The organism is Polyangium fumosum, from assembly GCF_005144585.1.
Classification (GTDB): domain Bacteria; phylum Myxococcota_A; class Polyangia; order Polyangiales; family Polyangiaceae; genus Polyangium; species Polyangium fumosum.
On record NZ_SSMQ01000013.1, the window covers coordinates 32,418 to 52,530 of the forward strand.

Sequence of the window (20,113 nt, forward strand, 5' to 3'; positions counted from 1 at the left end):
TTTTGAGCGGCAACGACGGGCAGGCCATCCTTGACCGGTGCGACTCGAAGATCTTGCCGTCATCGGAAACTGCCAATATTCCGCGCTGATAGACCGCTCGGGGTCGATCGTGTGGTGTTGCCTGCCGCGCTTCGACGCCGAGCCGGTCTTCTCCTCTTTGCTCGATGAGCAGGGGGGGGGTGTCTTCACCGTGGGGCCGGCGGGGGGGGAGCCGGGCGTGCAGCGATATCTTCCGAACACAAACATCCTCGAGACGACCTTCCGCTCCCCCTCGGGCGCGTTCCGGGTCCTCGACTTCGCGCCGCGTTACTTCCAGAAGGACCGGTTCTTTCGGCCGACGATGATCGTGCGGATCGTCGAGCCGCTCGAGGGCACGCCCCGCGTGCGTGTCCGCTGTGAGCCGCGCCTCGGCTGGGGCAAGGGGACGCCGGGCCGGCTCGTCGGGTCGAACCACATCCGGTACGAGGGCTTCGCGGCTCCGCTCCGCTTGACGACGGACATCCCGCTCTCGTACGTGACCGACATCCCGTTCGCGCTCACGGGCAAGAAGCACTTGGTGCTCGCCTGGGGCCCGCCGCTCGAGGACTCGCTCCCGACCGCTTGTGAGCACTTCCTCGGGCAAACGCAGCGGTACTGGGAGCGCTGGGTCATGCACTGCGACATCCCGCCGCTCTTCCAGCAGGAGGTCATCCGCTCGGCGCTCGCGCTCAAGCTGCACTGCTTCGAGGACACGGGCGCGATCGTCGCGGCCATGACGACGAGCATCCCCGAGGCGCCGGGCAGCGGGCGCAACTGGGACTATCGTTATTGCTGGCTGCGCGACGCGTACTACGCGCTCGCGGCGTTCCGCCTGCTCGGGCACTTCGAGGAGCGCGAGCAGTTCATCCAGTACCTCTTCAACATCGCCGCCTCGGCTGCGCCCTCGCTCTCGCTCGGCCCGCTCTATCGTGTCGACGGCACGCCCGATCTCGAAGAGTCCATCCTCGATGCGTGGCCGGGCTACGAAGGGCAGGGGCCTGTGCGCGTCGGCAACGCGGCGGCCACGCAGCTCCAGCACGACGTCTTCGGGGAGATGGTCCTCGCGCTCGCGCCCGTCTTCCTCGACGATCGTTTCGTCGCCGAACGATCGACGCACGGGCTCGATCTCCTGGAGCGGCTCACGCAGAAGGCGATCGAGGTCGCGGGCACGCCGGACGCGGGGATCTGGGAGTTCCGCTCGGACGCGCGGCCGCAGACCTTTTCGAGCCTCATGTGCTTTTGCGCCGCCGACCGCATGGCGCGCGTCGCCGAGCGCCACCGGCCTGCGCGGGCGAACCATTATCGCGCCGCGGCCGAGCGCATCCGCGCCGAGATCGTGGAGAAGGCTTGGCGCTCGGACCTGAACTCGTTCGTGTCGAGTTACGGCGGCGAGGAGCTCGACGCGGCGCTCCTGCAGATGGCGCCGCTCCGTTTCTTGCCGCCGAACGATCCCCGCCTGCACGGGACGATCGACGCGATCCGCGATCGCTTGTCCCAGGGCGGCTGGCTCATGCGGTATCGCGGCGACGAGTTCGGCGAGACGAGCGTGGCGTTCATCATCTGCACCTTCTGGCTCGTCGAGGCGCTCGCGACCGTGGGCCGCAAGGCCGAGGCGCGCGAGGTGCTCGATCGCGCGCGCTCCGCGCTCTCGCCGGTGGGGCTGCTATCCGAAGACTACGAGACCCGCACGCTGCGGATGTGGGGTAATTTCCCCCAGGCCTACTCCCACGTGGGCCTCATCCACGCAGCGTTCGCGTCGTCTCCTCCGTGGTCCGACATCCTCTAAAGACAAGCCTCCTCCTCGCCGTCCTCGTCGGCGCGCTCCTTCCCTCGATCGCGCTCGGATCCGAGGGGAGCGCGCACGCCGATCCGATCGGCGCCGTCGTCCTCTACCTCGCGGTGATCCTCGCGGCGGCCAAGCTCGGCGGGGATCTCGCCGTTCGTGTTGGGCAGCCCGCGGTGCTCGGCGAGCTCGTCGCCGGCGTGATCCTCGGCAACCTCGGCGCGCTCGGGGTCTCGGCGTTCGAACCGATCAAGACGGACGCGAGCATCGACATGCTCTCGCGGATCGGCGTGCTCGTGCTCCTCTTCGAGGTCGGGCTCGAATCGACGGTCGCGCAGATGCTGAAGGTGGGCGTCACGAGCTTTTTCGTCGCGACGCTCGGCGTGGTCGCGCCCTTCGCGCTCGGCTGGCTCTTCGGCGCGTGGCTCCTGCCGGAGGCGAGCCCGTACGTGCACGCCTTCCTCGGCGCGACGCTCACCGCGACGAGCGTCGGCATCACGGCGCGCGTGCTGCAGGACCTGAAGGCGTCGCAGAGCGCGGAGGCGCGCATCATCCTCGGCGCGGCCGTCATCGACGACGTGCTCGGGCTCGTGATCCTCGCGGTCGTCACGGGCATCCTCGGCGCGGCCGATCGCGGCGGGGCGATGAGCTACGGCGAGATCGGGATCGTGTTCGGCAAGGCCCTCGTGTTCCTCGTCGGCTCGCTCGTGATCGGCGCCAAGCTCTCTCGGCGCCTCTTCTCCGTGGCCTCGCGCCTCCGCGCCCGCGGCGTCCTGCTCGCGCTCGGCCTCGCGTTTTGCTTCTTCCTCTCATGGCTCGCGGGCCTCATCGGCCTCGCCCCGATCGTCGGCGCGTTCGCCGCGGGCCTCGTGCTCGAAGACCTGCACTTCCGCGACTTCACGGCGCGCGGCGAGTCCACGCTGGAGCACCTCGTTCAGCCGATCTCGTCGTTCCTCGTGCCGATCTTCTTCGTGCTCATGGGCGCGCGCACGGACCTCGGCGCCTTCGGGCAGCCGGGCGTGCCGCTGCTCGCGGCGGCGCTCACGGTCGCGGCGATCCTCGGCAAGCAGGCGTGCTCGCTCGGCGTGGGCAAGGGGATCGATCGGCTGACCATCGGCGTCGGCATGGTCCCGCGCGGCGAGGTCGGGCTCATCTTCGCCAACATCGGCCAGACGCTCACGGTGGGCGGCAAGCCCGTGATCTCCGGCGCGGTCTTCTCGGCCGTCGTGGCCATGGTCATCGTCACCACGATGTTCACGCCGCCCGCGCTCAAGTGGAGCCTGTCCCGACGCGCGGCGAAGTCGCCCAAGCCTCCGATCCCCGGCGCACACGACGCGCATTGACCCGACGAGGCGGTGCTCGTAACACCGATCTCGTGGACGCCCTGCGCACCGACCTCTACCAGCTCACGATGGCCGCGGGGTACTTCCACCGCGGCATGCAAGACAGGCGCGCGACGTGCGAGATGTTCGTGCGCCGCTTGCCGCGGCACCGGCGCTACCTCCTCGCGATGGGGATCGAGCGGCTCCTCGGCTACCTCGAGACCCTCTCCTTCACCGAGGACGAGATCCGCTACCTGCGGGACGTCCCGGCGCTGCGCGACGCGATGACCGAGCCGTTCGTCGAGTACCTGCGGCGCTTCCGGTTCCGGGGCGACGTCGCGGCCGTCCGCGAGGGCACGGTGGTGTTCGCGAACGAGCCACTCGTGCGGATCTCGGCGCCGATCATCGAGGCGCAGATCGTCGAGACGTTCCTGCTCTCGGCGATGAACCACGCGACGATGATCGCGTCGAAGGCTGCACGCGTGGTGCGCGCGGCGGGCGGCGCAGGCGTCATCGAGTTCGGCACGCGGCGCACGCACCCGGAGGCAGCCGTCGACGCAGCGCGTAGCGCGTATGCCGCGGGGTTCGTGGGCACGTCGAACGTGGAGGCGGGCAAGCGCTTCGGCATCCCCGTGATGGGCACGGCCGCGCACATCTGGACGATGGCGCACGCGACGGAGGAGGAGGCGTTCGAGAACTACGTCGCCACGTTCCCGAGCGCGTCGATCCTGCTCATCGACACGTACGACACGCTTCGGGGGGCCGAGCGCGCCGCGCGGATCGCCAAGGACAAGCTGAAGGGCGTGCGCCTCGACTCGGGCGATCTGCTCGCGCTCTCGCGCGCGGTGCGGCCCATCCTGGACGCGGCGGGCTGTACGTCGGCGAAGATCGTCGCGTCGGGGGATCTCAACGAGTACAAGATCGAAGCGCTCGTCCGCGCGGGCGCGCCGATCGATCTGTACGGCGTGGGTACGGACGTCGTGGCGAGCATCGACTCGCCCGCGCTCGGCGGCGTCTACAAGCTCGTCGAGATCGAGCAGGAGGGGAGGGGCGTCGTCCCGATCTGCAAGTTCTCCGAGGGCAAGGCCACGTTCCCGGGGCCGCACCAGGTCTACCGCTTCGTGGACGGCGCGGGCGTGCTCGCGCGCGACGTGATCGCGCTCGCGGACGAGGACCCGCGCGGGCTCGGCGAAGGGGAGCCCGAGGCGCTGCTCGTGCCGCGCATGAAGAGCGGAGCACGCGTGGAGCCGGCCGAGGGGCTCGACGTGGTGCGGGCGCGGGTGACGCGGGAGCTAGCGCGTTTGCCGGGGGCGCTCCACGTGCTCGACGAGGCGCCGCCGCCTCCGGAGCGCACGGACGAGCCGTTCCGCCCCGTGCCTTCTGCGCGGCTGCTCGAGCTCGTGGAGGATGTACGCGCCCGGGTTGTCGGGGCTGCGACGTAGGAGGGAAGGGGCATGCGAACGATTTTCGTCGACGTGGACGTGCAGCGGGATTTCTGCGAGCCAAGCGGCTCGCTTTACGTGAAAGGATCACCGACCGACGCGATGCGGAGGCTCGTCGCGTACGCGGTCGCGCGCCACATCCCGATCCTCGGCTCGGTCGACTCGCACGCCTGGGACGCGTGGGAGTTCGCCTCCACGAGCGCCACGGGTCCGAACGGGGAGAAGCCCAATTTCCCGGAGCACTGCGTGAAGGGCACGCCGGGCTGGCTGAAGGTGGATGGCACGCTGCCGCCGCGCTTCCGGTTCGTGCCGAACGTGGCGTCCGCGCCGATCGCGCCCATCGTGGACGAGGTGGTCCGCGGCGAGACGCAGGGCGTGTACTTCGAGAAGGAGGTCTACAGCCTCTTCGTGAATCCGCTCGCCGATCCGTTCGTGAAGGCGCTCGCCGAGCGGTACGGCGAGCCTCTCTCGTTCGTGGTCTTCGGCGTGGCCACGGACTACTGCGTGCGCGCCGCCGCGCTCGGGCTCGCGGAGCGCGGGTACACGACGACGCTCGTCACCGATGCGAGCGCGGGCATCACGGAGGAGGGCGTCGCAAAGGCGCTGCAGGAGATGCGCGCCGCAGGCGTGAAACTCGCGACGTCGTCCCAGGTGACCCCGTGAGCGACAAGGAGTACCCGAAGCCGAGCCTGACCGCGGACGTCGTGACGTTCTCGCTCGACGACACGGGCCGCATCTCCGTGCTGCTCATCCAGCGCGGCAAGGATCCGTTCGCAGGGCGGTGGGCAGTCCCCGGCGGATTCTGCGAGCCCTTGGAGACAGTGCGCGAGAGCGCGGCGCGCGAGCTCGTGGAAGAGACAGGCATTCGAGATCTGCCGATGGTCGAGCTCGGCGTGTTCTCGCGGCCAGGCCGTGATCCACGCGGATGGGTCGTGAGCGTCGCGCACGTCGCGATTCTCCCTGCCAACCGGCGCGGCGAGGCAAAGGGCGGCGACGACGCGCGCGCCGCGAAGTTCTTCTCGATCCGCCTGGACGAGCGTGGTCGCGTGGCGCTCACGGCCGACGGCGAGGAGGCAGGCCCGCTCGCATTCGATCACGACGAGATCCTCGCGCGCGCGATCGCGCGGCTCGAAGCAAGCTCGGACATGCTAGGGCCGCTGCTCTTCGGCCAACCCATGTCAGGAGAAGAGGCGCAGCGAGCGATCGAGACGGCGCTCTCGCGAGATTGATATGGCGTTCGTATTCTTCGGCCTGACAGGCGGGATCGCGTGCGGCAAGAGCACGGTCGCAGCGCGCTTCCGCGAGCAAGGCGTGCAGGTGATCGACGCAGACGTGGTCGCGCGTCAGGCCGTCGCGCCGGGGACGAGCGGGCTCACAGAAATCATCAAGCTGTTCGGCGAAGGCGTGCTCCGGCACGACGGAACCCTCGATCGCAGCAAGCTCGGTTCCATCGTGTTCGGCGACGAGGAGAAGCGTCGCGCCCTGAACCGCATCCTGCACCCACGCATCGGAGCGCGGACGATGATGCTCGCGCAAGAACTCGCGCAGCGCGGCGAGCCCCTCGCATGTTACGAGGCCGCGCTGCTCGTAGAGAACGGGCTGACAGACGCCTTTCGCCCACTCGTCGTGGTAAGCGCACCCGAAGCCATCCAGGTCACGCGCACGATGGAGCGCGACGGCGTCGACGAGAAAGCCGCCCTCGCACGCATCCGCGCACAAATGCCCGTCGCAGAAAAGGTAAAGGTCGCCGACTACGTGATCGACACGAGCGGCACGATGGAGCAAACGATCCAACGCGCCGACGAGGTCCTCGCCGCCATCCGCGCAAAGGCGGACGCGAGCTAGGCTCGGCGCGAGGCGTTGCGCTGGGGCGTTGCCCCAGGCCCCAGCAGGGGCTGTCCGCCCCTGCACCCGGACCAGCCAGGGGCTGGACCCAAGCTCGATGAACTGCGCGATGCGCAGTTCATCGAACAGGCCCGGTCAAGACCGGCAGCGGCGTCGCGCTCGAAGACGGCCGCGCTGCTGGTTCTGCTGGCGACCAGGGTTCTTCGTCGGCCTGTTTGAAAAACTGCGCACCGCGCAGTTTTTCAACCCTGGGTCCAGCGCCTCGCTGGTCCGGGGTCGAGGGGGCGGACAGCCCCCCGCGGGGTCCGGGGCAGCGCCCCGGCGCGACGCCTCCGGCTAGACCCGCTTGGCGGCTCGGAATGTGGCTTCGTCGCGGGCCCAGGTGACGCGGATGAAGGCGGCGGCGTTGCCGCCTCGGTCGGGGTGTGTTTCCAGGGCGCGACGACGGAAGGCGCGGCGGATGTCGTCTGGGGAGGCGGTTTTGGGTAGGCCGAGGACTTCGAAGGGGCAGAGGGTGGGGTCGGCGATGGTGGGGGTGGATCTGCGACGTTTTTGTCGTGAATCTTGGGGCGGGGGTTCTTCGTGGTGGGTGCGGGTTTTGGATTCGACCCAGGGGGGTTGCCCGGCTTGCACGCGGATCCAGGCGCGTGCCCAGATGGCTTCGATTTCGCGGAGGGGTTGGCCTGCGGCGCGCTCGGCTTGTTTGCGCGCTTCTTCGAGGGTTTTTGCGCCGCCGGAGGAGGCGTCGGGTTTGCGGAAGGGGGCGCGTGTCGGCTCGCCTGTCCACCAGGCGCACCAGAGGTAGCGGCGGCGCTTGGTGGTGGTGATGGAGACGACGCCGGGCATGGGGGGACTTTGGCGGGAAGGATGGCTGTGAAGTGGGGGGCTGTCACGTGCTCGACGCTGCGTCGCTTGGTTAAGCTTTGGCGCCGAAGCGGCTGTCATGCGGGCGCACCACCTTGCTGTCACGGCGGCGTGACATCTGTCTTGGCGCCGTTACGCGTGGACGAGGGGGGGGCTCGCGTCGTGCCGCGGTGATTCCTCTCGGGCGAACCTGGCATGCCGCGTGCAGCCCTTGAAGATCTCTCGTGAACGCCGCCCCATCGGGGCGTGCGTTACGGCTGACGTGGAGTCTCCATGAAACGAAACATCCTTCCTGCATCGCTGCTCCCTCTCTTCGCGTTGCTCGCGCTTGCGTGCTCTGGGAAGGACCCTGAGCCCCCGCCGCCTCCTCCTGATTACCTTTACGACGTCGAGGCGCAGCCTTTCGGCAAGACGTACGAGCAGTGGGCCGAGGCGTGGTTCCAATGGGCGTTCTCGATCCCCAAGGCTGAAAACCCGATCCTGGAGGGGCCTTGCGACCAGGACCAGACGGGCGACGTGTTTTTCCTGGTGGGCAATACGGGCGGCCAGACCACGCGCGCTTGCACCGTTCCCTCGGGAAAGGCGATCTTCTTCCCGATCGTCAATTCCATCGCGCGGACGTGCCCGGAGTATGTCGCCATCGACCCCAGCCAGATGTGCGAAACGTTGACGTCGGAGACTGAGATCCACGACGTCGCTACGTCGTTCTTCGAGGATTACGAGGTCACGGCGACGCTCGAAGTCGATGGCAATGCCATCACGGGCCTCGAGGAACGACGCGCGCACACGGCCACCTTCGACGACCCCACGTCGAGCCAGGCCGAGGATATCTTCGGGACCCCTTGCAGCGGCCCCATCCGGGAGAATTCTTGCGGCGTGCCGGTGGACTCGACGCGGATGGCCGCTGCCGACGGCCTCTGGGTCATGCTGAAGCCCCTCTCCGCTGGAGACCACGAGATCCGGTTCACCGCGAAGATCGTGACGGCGCCGGATCAGGCGTTCGAGCTGGACGTCACGTACAACCTCACCATCACGCCTTGATCGTACGCTCCCGCCGTTGCGGGACATGACCCCGCCGTTGCGGGACATGAGCCCGCCGTTGCGGGACATGAGCCCGCCGTTGCGGAACATGAGCCCGCCGTTGCGGGACACGAGCCCGCCGTTGCGGGACACGAGGCCGCCGTTGCGGGACACGAGCCCGCCGTTGCGGGACACGAGGCCGCCGTTGCGGGACACGACCCCGCCGTTGCGGGACACGAGCCCGCCGTTGCGGGACACGACCCCGCCGTTGCGGGACACGAGGCCGCCGTTGCGGGACACGAGCCCGCCGTTGCGGGACACGACCCGGGCCTTGCGGAACGCAACCCGGCGGCCCTCCGCTGCCGGGCGCGCCTGTCTTGATGTTCAGTGTTCGTCGTGCCAGCCTGGGCCCTGGGAGCGCATGGCCTCGTTTGCATCCAAGCTCGCCCGCTTGCCGCCGATGCCCGGGGCCGCGCCTGCGCCTGCCGCCGCGCCTGCGCCTGCCCCTGCGCCCGCTCCCGCCCCCGAGTCCGTTCCCGTTCCCGAGAACGCCGCGGCCGCGCTGAAGTCCAAGCCGTCGCTCGACGAGCTGCGTGATCGGATCGCCCGCATCCTCGGCAAGGCCGCGCCCACCGCGCCGCGGCCCGATCCCTCGCACACCGAGCTGCCCTTTTTCGTCGAGCACACGACACGGGGGCCGCTCTACGTGCGTCGTGATCGCACGCCGCCCGCCGCGCGTGTCGGCCGAGCGCCGCTCGTGGCCGCGCGGGATGCCGAGCCAGGCCTGCTCTCGCTGCTCGCACTCGATCCAGCGCTCGCGGCCTGCGACGCACGGCGCGCGCTCTTCATCGACACCGAGACGACAGGGCTCCAGGGCGGCACCGGCACGGTCGCGTTCCTGCTCGGGATGTCGTTCTACGACGAGGCCCAAGGCGCGTTCATCCTGGAGCAAGCGCTGCTCCGGCGGCTCGGCGAGGAAGCGCCCATGCTGGAGCTGCTCGCGCGAAGGCTCGACGAGGCCTCGATGATCGTCACGTACAACGGCAAGTCCTTCGACATGCCGCTGCTCCGCGCGCGCTGCGTGATGAACCGCATGCCGCCGCCGCGGGAGTTGCCGCACCTCGATCTCGTACACGTCGCGCGCCGCATCCACGGGCATCGGCTCAAGAGCCGCACGCTCGCCGCGATCGAGAGCGAGGTGCTCGGGCGCGAGCGCGTGGGCGACGTCGGCGGTGCAGACGTGGTCGCGTGTTACATGCACTATCTGCGCACGTCGGACGAGGGCGCGCTCTCCGGCGTGGTCACGCACAACGAGCACGACGTGCTCTCGATGGTGGCCCTCGTGGGGCTCTACGGCGAGCCGATGAACGGCGGGCTGCCCGGCGCAGATCTCGCCGGCGTGGCAAAGACGCTCCGTCGCGCAGGCGAGCTCGATCGCGCAGCGGAGACCGCGGAAGCGGCCGTCGCGCGAGGCGGCGGCGCGCTCGCGAAGCGAACACGCGGCGACATCGCGAAGGCGCGCGGAGACAAGGCGCGCGCGCTGCTCGACTACCAGGCGCTCGCCGAGGAGGTCGACGATCCCTCCGTGCGGCTCGAACTCGCGAAGCTCTACGAGCACCACGTCAAATCATTCGCAGCAGCGCTCGCGCTCGTCGAGCGCGGGACAGGCGAAGCAGACGCGGCCACGGAGAAGCGGCGCACGCGGCTCCGGCGCAAGATCGAGAAGCGTCCGTGAAGAGGTGGTTCGTCGCGCTCGTGGGGCTCGTCGTCGTGCCGGGATGCGGGTATCGCCTCGTGGGCGCCGCAGCCGAACACGCGGAGCCACTCGCCGTCCTACCTGCACCCGGGGTGGTCGCATCCGCCGCCGCCGAGGAGGGGGTCGTCGCAGGCGCGCGCGCCGAGCTCGCAGCCGGAGGCCTGCTCGCGTCGTGTGATCCACGCACCGACGCGCGATGCCCAGCCCTCGTCGTCGAGCTCGTGCGTGTCGAGGAAGGCGGCGCAGCACCAGGCGTCGCGACCCGAGACGGCCCGCCCCTCGCACGCTCCGTGACCTTCACGCTCCGCGGCCGCGCCTTCGTACGTCGCACGAAAGACGCACCCCCCGAGCGACTCGGCCCCGACGTCACCGTGCGCGAGTTCGCCGCACGAGAGGACGATCCCACCTCGTTTCACGCGACCCGCGAGGAAGCCCTCCGCCGCGCGGCGCTTCGCCTCGGCGCGCAGCTCGTGCGGCGGGCCCTCGAGTGAAACGTCGCGCCGGGGTTTCACCCCGGACCCCGTCTGGTCAACGATGGGGCTGCGCTCGGCAAGCCGAGCTACGCCCCAAACCCCGGGGTTGTCCACCCCTGGACCCGGACCAGGCACGGCCTGGACCGGTGATGCAAAAACCGCGCATCGCGCGGTTTTTGCAACGGGCCGAGTCAAGACCGGCGACGGGCTGGCCAGCGCGAACGGGGGGGCAGCGCCGCCGTCTTGGTGGGCAAGGGGGTCCGTGGTCTTGCCACGGGCCCGTCGTAGAAACCGCGCATCGCGCGGTTTCTACGCCTTCGGTCCAGGCCGTGCCTGGTCCGGGGTGAAGGGGGCGGACAGCCCCCTTCCGGGGTGCGGGGCAGAGCCCCGCGCGTCCCCGTGGGGCTCCGCTGGGAGGTTTGCCCACTGGCCTTCCCCCGTGTGCGCCCTCCTCGGGGCGGGGCCTTTCTCCAGCAATGACAAACAGCGCGGCGTAGGCTACCGTGGGAGACGATGATTACCGTCGGCTGCGCCGGCTTTCCCGTCCCAGCGACGAGGTACTTCCGCGAATTCATGTTCGTGGAGGTCCAGGAAACCCACATGTCCATGCCTGGCCCTGGCACCATCCGGCGGTGGCGGCGCGAGGCCCCGGAGGGGTTTCGGTTTGCGTTGCTTGGACCGCGCGAGGTCGGGCAGGAGGGGTTCCGGGATGGCAAGGTCATCGAGACGGCGTTGAAGGGTCTCGAGGGCGTGGCGGAGGAGCTCGAGGCCAAGACGGCGGTCTTCGTGGCGCCGCCCGAGTTTGCGCCCAGCAAGACGAACAAGGGCATGCTCCGGGAGTTCCTCCATGCCGTGCGTTCGCGCTTCGACCGCGTCGTCTATGAGCCCGCGCCTGGCTGGGACCCGGACGAGTGTGACGAGCTCACGCAGGAGGTCGGGGCCCTCGCGGCGCGGGATCCGCTCGTCTCCGGCCTCTCGAAGCTGCCGACGGGGTACTACCGCTTGCACGGCCCTGCGGGGCACAAGTCCCGGTACGAGGATCCGGCGATCGAGAAACTCGCCGACATCGCCCGCGGCGGCAGGCATCACAAGGATGCGACGTACGTGTTCACGAACGTCGACATGTTCGCGGATGCGAAGCGCTTCAAGAAAGCCTTGAAGCTGTAGCGTTTGCGCCTCGCCGTGGACGCGGGAGGCCTCGCGCGCGCGCCGCTTCTCGCGGGCGGGGGCTTGCGATAGGCTGTCATCGTGCGCGCCTGGCTGGCTTGCTTGTTCCTGCTCGCGCCGACCGTGGGGCTGGCGTCGAGTTGTGCCCTCGAAGGCTTCGAGAAATTCACGCCTCCGCCCGAGTCCGAGGAGCTCTGCGGCCACGCGTCGGTGCCGGGGCCTCCGGCGCCGACGCCCCCGAACGACGCGGCGCCCGAGGAAGAGTTCGTCGTGGCGCTGCGTGTCCTCCGGCTGAAGACGGACAAGGACGGCGCTGATCTCGGGCTCGATCTCGACAGGTTTTGCAGTTGCCAGGGCGAGGAGCGGTCGTGCATCCCGCCGGAGGGGCAGCCGGAGAAGTTGAGCTGCGACAAGGCGATGGGGCGGGACAACCAGATGCCCGCGCTCTTCAGCCTCGTCGAGCTCGCGCTCCAGGTGCAGGACCTGTCGGAGCGGTACAGCCTGTTCGCCGAGCTCGGGAGCTGGGGCATCATCTTCCACGTCAGCGGCTACAACGGTCAGCCGAACGACTCGAAGGTGCGCGTCGCCTGGTACGGGAGCGAAGGGACGGAGGCGCAGCCCGCGTGGGACGGGAGCGACGCCTGGCCGATCGCGACGAGCACGCTCGAAGACCCCGCCAACGTGAACACCCCGAAGTACTACGACAACGACGCGTACGTGACCGACGGGATGCTCGTCCTCTCGGCGCCGGTGGGTGGGATCGCGGTCGCCGGCGGCAACACGCGGCTGCACATCAACCTGTCCTCAGGCACGATCCAGGCGAAGATCCTGAAAGACAACCTCGGCCGCTGGATCCTGCGCGACGGCCTCATCGCAGGGCGCATCCCGCAGGTCGAGCTCTTCCGGATGGTGCAGAGCTTCCGCGACGACACGGGCAAGCCGTTCTGCACCGACAACATCTTCTGGGGCGCGACGCAGGACGCATTCTGCCGCGGGCTCGACGTGCAGACCGGCCCACCCGAGCCGAACAAAGCCTGCAACGCGGTCTCGTTCGCCGCAGGCTTCGACGCCGACCCCGCGGTGATCGGCGTGCCGAAAGCGCCGAACCCCGACTCGCCAGGCTGCCCGACCGAGACCGATCCGATCGCGTCGTTCACGATGCTCGGCTGCCCGCCGCCGCCGAACCCCTGATTCACTCCATCGCGGCGTCGCCCGCGTCGTTCCCGGAGGGCGTCGTCGTGCCCGTGTCCGCCGGCTTCGCGACGAACGCGCAGTCGGCGAGCTGCTCGGGCTTGCGCGCGATCACCACGCATGGCGTGATCGTGGCGGGATCCGCGGCGGCGACGAGCGGCTCGGCGGGGCAGTCGACCATCGTCGCCGCGCCCGCGCGCGCGCAGGCGGCCACGGCGTGGACAGCCTCGACGCAGCGGGCCGTCGCATCGGCGCCGGGCTCCTGGCCGCTCTGGAGGCCGTGCAAGCATTGATCGCGGTAGAGGTCGATGCAGTGCATCGCCTCGGCCTCGGTGGCGCCGCAAGCCTGCGTGGCTTCGCACCGCGCCGATTCGATCTCCCGGCAGGCGTCGATCCCGACGGCATCCGTGCCGCAGGCGCTCGCGGCGCTGCCGACGAGGAGACCGAAGGCCGCGGCGAAGAGGTGGCGGAGTTCGGGGCGCACGCGCACGGCGGTCCGGTAGCACGGCTCTTGGCCATGCGTCGAGCTTTCGGCAAAGCTACGCGCCCTGACGCCGCCCCGAGGGAACGTCTCCCGTCCCGGGCGCGCGCGTGCCGGGTTCGACCATGACGACCGCGATGATCCTCTGCGCCGGCCTCGGCACGCGCCTTCGGCCGCTCACCGACGAGACGCCCAAGCCGCTCGTTTGGTTCGGCAACAAGCCGCTGCTCTTTCACATCCTCGATCGCCTCGCCGCCGCCGGCGTCGAGCAGGTCGTGCTGAACACGCACCACCTCGCGGAGCGCTTCGAGCCGCAGATGTTCCTGGGGAACCCGGTCGGGGTGACCCTCGTGCACGAGCCGAAGATCCTCGGCACCGCGGGGGGCGTCGCGGCGGCGGCCCCCGCGCTCGGGCCGGGGGATGTGCTCGTGTGGAATGGCGACATCCTCGCGACGTTCTCCGTCACGGCGCTCGAGGGGGCCCACGCGCGCGCGAAGGCCAAGGGCGCGATCGCCACGCTCGCGGTCGCGTTCCGGGATGACGAGAAGATGCGGGTCGGGGAGGGGACCGTGGGCCTCGGGGAGGATGGCTCGATCGTGCGGCTGCGCGGCGAGACGTTTGGTCGCGAGGTGCGAGGGGCGGATTTCGTCGGCGTGCAGATGCTCGGCGAGGTGGCGCGCGCACGCCTGCCCAGCGAGGGCTGCCTCGTCGGCGACGTGTACTTGCCGGCGCTCCGCGCGGGCGAGCGGGTCGCGGGGAGCGCGATCGTGTCGCGCTTCTGCGACCTCGGCACGCCCCGCGCTTATTTCGAGGAGAGCATGCACTGGCTCGCCGAGTTCGGATCGTGGCGCGGCGACGACGTGCACGTCGATCCCGACGTCTCCCTCGAGAGCGTCATCCTCGGCGACGGCGTGACCGTGCGAGGGCAGGGCGAGCTCCGCAAGGTCGTGGCCTGCCCCGGCGCCGTCGTGGAAGCGCCGCTCGAGCGCGCGATCGTCCTCGGGAGCGGCACGATCGTTCGGATCTGAACGAATCGATCAGTCGGGGAACAACGTCTCCACGTGCAGCGCGGGCGAGCCGTCCTCGAGCACGCCGCCCAGGATCGCGAGCGTCCCGTTCGGCGCGGCCACCACCGCCGCGCCCGCGCGTGGCTCGCGGAGCGGTCGTTCTTCCACCGTCGGCCCGCTTCGATCGACCACGAACACCCGCACGAGCTTCGCCGCCGTCGCCTCGTGCCCGACCACGAGCATCCGCGAGCCGCCCAGCGAAAACCCCTGCGCCCGCGTGAGCCCGACGGGCAACACAGCGCCCGCCACTTCCTCGGTCGCGCATGCCGACGTGCAGCTCGGGCTCCACGTCCGGACGTTCGCGGCTGCGCCCATGGCGTCGAGCCCGCCGACGAGCGCCATCTTTCCATCCCCCGCCACCACCGCCGCCGCGCCTTCCGTCGCGTCCGCCGGCATGTCCCTCGGCGCGAACGCCGTCCCGCCCTCCGGCAGCACCTCGAACCCCGCCGCGCTCGTGTTTCCCCCGGCCACCACGAGCCCCACGCCCGGCGCCCACGCCGCCGCCGCGCCTCTCCGCGCCGCCGACAGCCTTAGCACCGAGAGCGCGCCCGCCGAGCTCACCACGAGCACGACGTCCGTCGCCGTCCCCGCCCGCGTCGCGCCCACCACGTAACTCGTGCCGGACGGCGACTCGACCACGAGCCCCCCGGCCACGTCGGCGAACGAGCCCGCGCTCGCCGGCCACGCCACCGCGTACGCCGAGCCGTCCGCGTCCACCGCGCTCGCCCCCGTCTCCCCGAGGAGCATCATCCCGCCCGGCCGCCCCACGATCGTCCGCGCCGGAAGTGGAAGCGCCGGCGTCACGGCCGGCCCCAAGCCGAGCAGATCGTAAAAATCCCCGAGCCGCACGTCGGCCGCGCCATCCGCGCTCGCCGCCGCGCTCCCGCCCGTCGTCACCAGGAACTGCTCGCCCAGCACCGCGGCCGGCGCGTCCACGTGCGCCCGCACGAGCCCCCCCGGCGGCCGCGCCCACTGCCCGACGCGCTGCACGAACACCGGGATGTCCGCGCTCGCGAACGCGCCGGGCACGATGCCCGTGAGCGAGCGGCCTCGCACGACGGTCGCCCCCTCCGCCGTGGTGCCCGTCACCTCGACGCCGAGCGGCTCGTCTTCGGGCACCTCGCCGAGGTCGAACGTGCCGCCGGGCGTCGTCTCCGCGGCGAACGTCGTCCCGCTCGCCGTCTTGGCTTGGATGCGGATCTTCGTCACGGCGGGCGTGGCCGAGAACGTGTCCGCCTCGTGTCCCGTCACGATCTGCAGCGTCCGCTCGATCGGCTCCTCGCTGCATCCGCTCCCGAGGAGCGCCGCCGCCACGAGCCACCCAGCGCGCCGGTCCATTCGAGCGTTCACGCGGCGCGAGCGTAGCCCGAGCCCGGCGGCTTTTCATCTCGCCGCCGCGCCGCGCGGCCCCCGTGCTAGCAGGATCTCGCCGTGCTCGTCGGTCGACAGCTCCCTCTCGCGCCCGATCCGATCGCCCTCGCCGAGCGCCTCCGCGCGACCGCCGCGGACCGCCTCGCCCTGCTCCACGCGGCCGATCGCACCCCCGGCCCCTACGCTCGGTTCTCCTACGTCGCGTGTGATCCCGACCGCCAGTCGAGCGCCCTCGATCCGCTCGCCGACGACCCCGACTTTCCGTTCGGCGGCGCGACGGGCACGTTTCGATCCGTGCCCCGCTGGATCGGCGTGCTGCCGTACGAGGGGCACCGGCACCTCGAACGTCCCGGCTGGTCACCACGCGAGGGAGATCGGCGACCACGGGCGATGCTGGAACGGCCGCTGTGGCTCCGGTACCCGGCCGTGGTCGTGGTGGACCATGCCGAGGGCCGCGTGTTTGCAGTGGGCGTCACGCAGGACCACGTCGAGGCGCTCGCGCGTCGCCTGCTCGCGGCGCCTGCGCCTGCGCCTGCGGGGCGGGGGGCGTTTGCCGTCGAGGTCGCGGATGCGGAGCCGACGCGGCTTCACCTGGAGCGGATCCTCGCGGCGAAGGAGCTCATCGCCCGGGGGGAGCTGTACCAGGTCAACCTGGCGCGACGGCTGCTCGTGTCGCTCGTGCGGGGCGAGCCGCTCGATCTGCACCGCCGCTTGAGCGCCGCCGCGCCGTCCCCGTTCGCCGCGTGTCTGCACCTCGGTCGTGATCTCGCCGTGGTGTCTACGTCCCCCGAGCTGCTCCTCGAAGCCCGAACGAGGCAATCGACGGAAGGCGTGGAGTTTCCGCAGGATAGGATGCGATCCTTCGCGTCGGACGTACGAGAGGGCCAAAAGCGGCCCGATCGAGGAGGGGAGCTACGACGGAACGCGGTTCTGAACTCGGTACCTTTCGGCCGATTGTTCACGTGTCCCATCAAGGGCACGCGACCGCGCGGAAAGGACGCCCGCGAGGACGCGGCGCTCGTCCAGGAGCTCGATCAAGACCCCAAGGAAAACGCGGAGCTCACGATGATCGTGGATGTGGAGCGTAACGATCTCGGGCGCGTCGCGGCCGTGGGATCGGTCCAGGTCCTCCACGGGCCCGGTGTGGTCACGCACAGAACCATCCACCACCGCGAGGCCTTGCTCGGAGCGTGGACCCGACCCGGCGCGACCCGGCACGACGTGCTCGCCGCCATGGTCCCGAGCGGCAGCGTCACCGGCGCGCCCAAGGTCCGCGCGATGGAGGTCATCGCCCGGCTCGAAAGCGCGCGCCGCGGCCTCTACACCGGCGGCTTCGGCCACGTCGCCCACGACGGCAGCGTCACCCTCGCCATGGCCATCCGCACCGTCGTGCTCCAGGGCCGTGAGGGCGAATACTTCACCGGCGGCGGCATCGTCGCCGACTCCGATCCCGCGCGCGAGCTCGAGGAGACCCGCTGGAAGGCGCTTCAACTCGAAAAAGCGGCAAATCGGGCCTTCGTGGGATCGTGATGTACACCGATGTAGGACCATGTGTTGACAGAAAGTTGGTGGTTCGAGCGGCCTCGGGGTACTAATCCGCCCGTACGATGGGCGTCGAAGAGCAAGTTCGGAATCTGGTGGTGGGTGCACTCACCGATCTGGCGGGGAGTGGAGTCCTGCCGTCGGAAGTCACGTCTGTAACGTTCTCGGTGGAGCGCCCGAAGCGCCCCGAGCACGGAGACCTGGCGACGAACGCGGCCCTCGCGGTCCAGAAGGCAGCCAAGAAGCCGCCTCGGGAGATCGCGACGCTGCTGGCCGAGCGCCTCGGCAAAGAGCCCGACATCCGCGCCGTGGAGATCGCCGGGCCGGGCTTTCTGAACCTGCGCCTCGCGCCGGCGATCTACCAGCGCGTGCTCGGCGACGTGACGGCCGCGGGGCCGGCCTTCGGGCGAGGGCCCGCGGGGCTCGGCGAGCGGGTGCTCGTCGAGTTCGTCAGCGCCAACCCGACGGGCCCGCTGCTCATCTCGCACGGCCGAGGCGCGATCCTCGGCGACGCGGTGGCGACGCTCCTGGAGGCCACGGGGCACCGCGTCACGCGCGAGTACTACATCAACGACTTCGGCAACCAGATCCGGCTGCTCGCGGCGAGCGTGCTCGCCGTGGCGCTCGGCCGCGAGCCGCCCGAGGGCGGCTACGGCAATAACGACTACCTCGAGGATCTCGTCACCTGGCTGCAAAAGACGAGCCCCGAGCTGATTGCCGACGACAAGGTCGAAGAGCTCTCGCGCGTGTGCGTGACGCGCATGCTCGACGGCGTGCCGGGCTCGAAGGCGCTGCCGGGCATCAAGAAGACGCTCGCGTCGCTGCGCATCCAGTTCGACGGCTGGTACTCCGAGGAGAGCCTGCACCGGTGGGGACGCGTGAACGCGGCGCTCGCCGAGCTGCAGACGCGCGGCTCCCTCGAAGAGCGCGAAGGGGCGCTCTTCTTCAAGAGCACCGACGAGGGCGACGACAAGGACCGGGTCGTCAAGAAGCGCGACGGCTACTTCACGTACTTCGCGAGCGACATCGCGTACCACGCCGACAAGATCAACCGCGGCTACGACCGGCTCGTGAACGTGCTCGGCGCCGATCACCACGGCTACACGGCGCGGGTGCGCGGCGCGCTCGCGGCGCTCGGCTTGCCGAAGGAGCGCTTCGAGGTGGTGCTCTACCAGCTCGTGAACCTGCTGCGCGACGGCAAGCCCTACAAGATGGGCAAGCGGCTCGGCAACCTCGTCACGATCGAGGAGGTCGTCGACGAGATCGACGAGGCCGCGCGGAGGAAGGGCGCCGGCGCCGACGCGCTCCGTTACTTCTACCTCGCGCGGCGGAGCGACACGACGATCGATCTCGACATCGAGCTCGCCAAGAAGGCCTCGATGGACAACCCCGTCTTTTATCTGCAGTACGGCTACGCGCGCCTCTGCTCGATCCTGCGCCGCGCCCAGGAAAAGTTTGGGCTCCAAGTTCCGAGGCACACGCCCGCGCTCGCCGCGCGTCTCGAGCACCCGGACGAGCTGGCGATCCTCGGGCGCCTCGGGCGCTTCCCGGCCATCGTGGCGGAGGCCTCGGCGCTACGCGAGCCGCACCGGATCCTGTTCTACCTGCAGGAGCTGTCGCAGGACTTCCAGAGCTACTTCACGCGGCTGAAGAAGGACGGCGACACGATCCTGCCGCTCGACGCGCAGATGGCGGAGGCGGGCTGGCAGGAGACGTGGGATCGCCCGAAGAGCGAGGCGCGGCTGCTCTGGATCGATGCGATCCGCACGGTGTACGGCGCGGGGCTCAAGCTCGCGGGCATCACCGCGCTCGAGCGCATGCACAAGCTCGAAGGCGAGGCCGTCGCGGCGGAAGCAGAGCTGGGGTTTGGGGCGGAGGAAGCCGAAGGCGATCCGCAGCCCCAAGCGTCGAAGAAGGAGGCCGAAGCGTCATGACCGTACGTTCGGACATCGGGGACGGCGGGGCGATCAAGAACCTGGAGGACATCCAGGAGGCCGATCCCGCGTCGCGACCGTCGCGCGCCTCGGCGCTCGTGCTCGCCTCGCTCGGCGGCGCGTGCATCATGTTCGCGGCCGTCGCGCTGCTCCGCGCGCCCGTGAAGGAGAAGCCGACGAACGTGGATCCGCTCGGCGATCTCGTGGCGAAGGCGCACCCCGCGGGCGTGAAGGTGGAGAAGAAGCCGGATCTCGCCGGCCACGAGATCACCTTCCCGGGGATGCTCTCGGACACGAAGAACACGACGGCGCTCGAAGCCGTGCGCTCGCCGCAGGCCGCAAAGCCGCCGCCGCCGGAAGGCGCTGCCGAGGCGGCGTTGCCGCTGCCGCCGCCGGAGACGGTCGCGGACCGGCTGCCGCCGTCACCGCTGCCGGCGCAGCACATCCTGCAAGCACCGCCGGACTCGGCCGCGGGGCGCGACACGCTCACGCAGATGGCGAAGCACGTCGCGCGGGAAGACGGCGCCGAGGCGGCGGAGGCGGGCGGCCCGGGGCAGTACCAGCTCCAGGTGAGCTCGTTCAAGACGCAGCAGGAGGGCGACAAGTTCGCGGCTGCGCTGCGTCGACGGGGCCACCGCGCCTACGTCGAGCCCGCGATGGTGAAGGGCCGCGGGCTCTGGTACCGCGTGCGCATCGGCCCCTTCAAGTACAAGCACTCGGCCACGATCTACCGGCAGGATTTCGAGGCGAAGGAGCGCTTGGTGACCTTCATCGTCGAGCCGCCGAAGAAGGACGCGGCCGGCAAGCTCGCGGACGAGAGCGCCGCGCCGTAAGCGG

Annotated in this window: 18 protein-coding genes and 1 pseudogene; 16 read left to right on the top strand and 3 right to left on the bottom strand. The window is 70.3% G+C overall.

All coding sequences use genetic code 11. From position 1 onward, the window contains the following. The first annotated feature begins 37 nt into the window (after window positions 1-37). From E8A74_RS14695 to coaE, 6 genes are read left to right on the top strand one after another with little or no spacing between them, the layout of a single operon-like run. On the top strand, window positions 38-1,804 hold the full coding sequence (locus tag E8A74_RS14695; RefSeq protein WP_136929628.1) for a glycoside hydrolase family 15 protein: 1,767 nt from the start codon (window positions 38-40) through the stop codon (window positions 1,802-1,804). Further along, window positions 1,786-3,144 carry a cation:proton antiporter gene (locus E8A74_RS14700; RefSeq protein WP_232379554.1) on the top strand — a complete coding sequence of 453 codons (1,359 nt, stop codon included), beginning with the start codon at window positions 1,786-1,788 and terminating at the stop codon, window positions 3,142-3,144. Before E8A74_RS14695 ends, E8A74_RS14700 begins: the two co-directional genes overlap by 19 nt. Window positions 3,145-3,176: 32 nt before the next feature. Further along, window positions 3,177-4,565, top strand: a complete 1,389-nt coding sequence (locus tag E8A74_RS14705; protein ID WP_136929629.1) for a nicotinate phosphoribosyltransferase — start codon at window positions 3,177-3,179, stop codon at window positions 4,563-4,565. 12 nt (window positions 4,566-4,577) lie between these two features. Further along, window positions 4,578-5,228 carry a cysteine hydrolase family protein gene (locus tag E8A74_RS14710; RefSeq protein ID WP_136929630.1) on the top strand — a complete coding sequence of 217 codons (651 nt, stop codon included), beginning with the start codon at window positions 4,578-4,580 and terminating at the stop codon, window positions 5,226-5,228. Next, the gene (locus E8A74_RS14715; RefSeq protein ID WP_136929631.1) at window positions 5,225-5,794 is read left to right on the top strand and encodes an NUDIX domain-containing protein; all 570 of its coding nucleotides are present in this window, start codon (window positions 5,225-5,227) and stop codon (window positions 5,792-5,794) included. The genes E8A74_RS14710 and E8A74_RS14715 overlap by 4 nt, the downstream gene beginning before the upstream one ends. A 1-nt stretch (window position 5,795) precedes the next feature. Continuing rightward, window positions 5,796-6,410: a dephospho-CoA kinase gene (gene coaE / locus E8A74_RS14720; protein ID WP_136929632.1), complete on the top strand. Its 615-nt coding sequence runs from the start codon at window positions 5,796-5,798 to the stop codon at window positions 6,408-6,410. A 336-nt stretch (window positions 6,411-6,746) separates the two neighbouring features. Here coaE and E8A74_RS14725 read toward each other — a convergent pair whose 3' ends face one another. Then, window positions 6,747-7,256: a J domain-containing protein gene (locus E8A74_RS14725; protein WP_136929633.1), complete on the bottom strand. Its 510-nt coding sequence runs from the start codon at window positions 7,254-7,256 to the stop codon at window positions 6,747-6,749. A gap of 291 nt (window positions 7,257-7,547) precedes the next feature. Between E8A74_RS14725 and E8A74_RS14730 the strand changes: the two genes are divergently transcribed. The 6 genes and pseudogenes from E8A74_RS14730 (at window position 7,548) to E8A74_RS14750 (ending at window position 12,881) form a co-directional block, all read left to right on the top strand. Next, the gene (locus tag E8A74_RS14730; RefSeq protein ID WP_136929634.1) at window positions 7,548-8,315 is read left to right on the top strand and encodes a hypothetical protein; all 768 of its coding nucleotides are present in this window, start codon (window positions 7,548-7,550) and stop codon (window positions 8,313-8,315) included. Between the two features lie 117 nt (window positions 8,316-8,432). After that, a pseudogene (locus E8A74_RS56015) lies at window positions 8,433-8,675 on the top strand (hypothetical protein); the annotation flags it as partial. A 40-nt stretch (window positions 8,676-8,715) separates the two neighbouring features. Further along, window positions 8,716-10,029, top strand: a complete 1,314-nt coding sequence (locus E8A74_RS14735) for a ribonuclease H-like domain-containing protein (protein ID WP_136929635.1) — start codon at window positions 8,716-8,718, stop codon at window positions 10,027-10,029. Then, the gene (locus E8A74_RS14740; protein WP_136929636.1) at window positions 10,026-10,541 is read left to right on the top strand and encodes a hypothetical protein; all 516 of its coding nucleotides are present in this window, start codon (window positions 10,026-10,028) and stop codon (window positions 10,539-10,541) included. Before E8A74_RS14735 ends, E8A74_RS14740 begins: the two co-directional genes overlap by 4 nt. A gap of 495 nt (window positions 10,542-11,036) precedes the next feature. Then, entirely contained in the window at window positions 11,037-11,690 is a 654-nt protein-coding gene (locus tag E8A74_RS14745; RefSeq protein ID WP_136929637.1) for a DUF72 domain-containing protein, read from the top strand. Between the two features lie 81 nt (window positions 11,691-11,771). Continuing rightward, the gene (locus tag E8A74_RS14750; protein WP_136929638.1) at window positions 11,772-12,881 is read left to right on the top strand and encodes a hypothetical protein; all 1,110 of its coding nucleotides are present in this window, start codon (window positions 11,772-11,774) and stop codon (window positions 12,879-12,881) included. A 1-nt stretch (window position 12,882) separates the two neighbouring features. On the opposite strand, the gene E8A74_RS14755 is transcribed toward E8A74_RS14750, so the two are convergent. Continuing rightward, window positions 12,883-13,371 (bottom strand): hypothetical protein, encoded by a 489-nt coding sequence (locus tag E8A74_RS14755; RefSeq protein ID WP_136929639.1) that lies wholly within the window; start codon window positions 13,369-13,371, stop codon window positions 12,883-12,885. Window positions 13,372-13,487: 116 nt separating this feature from the next. Between E8A74_RS14755 and E8A74_RS14760 the strand changes: the two genes are divergently transcribed. After that, window positions 13,488-14,390, top strand: coding sequence for a nucleotidyltransferase family protein (locus E8A74_RS14760; RefSeq protein WP_136929640.1), 903 nt, complete (start codon window positions 13,488-13,490; stop codon window positions 14,388-14,390). 9 nt (window positions 14,391-14,399) lie between these two features. Here the strand turns inward: E8A74_RS14760 and E8A74_RS14765 are convergent, their stop codons facing one another. Beyond that, entirely contained in the window at window positions 14,400-15,779 is a 1,380-nt protein-coding gene (locus E8A74_RS14765) for a hypothetical protein (RefSeq protein ID WP_232379555.1), read from the bottom strand. A gap of 81 nt (window positions 15,780-15,860) precedes the next feature. Between E8A74_RS14765 and E8A74_RS14770 the strand changes: the two genes are divergently transcribed. The 3 genes from E8A74_RS14770 (at window position 15,861) to E8A74_RS14780 (ending at window position 20,109) form a co-directional block, all read left to right on the top strand. Then, on the top strand, window positions 15,861-17,330 hold the full coding sequence (locus tag E8A74_RS14770) for a chorismate-binding protein (RefSeq protein ID WP_136929641.1): 1,470 nt from the start codon (window positions 15,861-15,863) through the stop codon (window positions 17,328-17,330). Window positions 17,331-17,407: 77 nt separating this feature from the next. Next, window positions 17,408-19,276: an arginine--tRNA ligase gene (gene argS / locus E8A74_RS14775; protein WP_136929642.1), complete on the top strand. Its 1,869-nt coding sequence runs from the start codon at window positions 17,408-17,410 to the stop codon at window positions 19,274-19,276. Next, entirely contained in the window at window positions 19,273-20,109 is an 837-nt protein-coding gene (locus tag E8A74_RS14780) for an SPOR domain-containing protein (protein WP_136929643.1), read from the top strand. The genes argS and E8A74_RS14780 overlap by 4 nt, the downstream gene beginning before the upstream one ends. Window positions 20,110-20,113 lie beyond the last annotated feature (4 nt).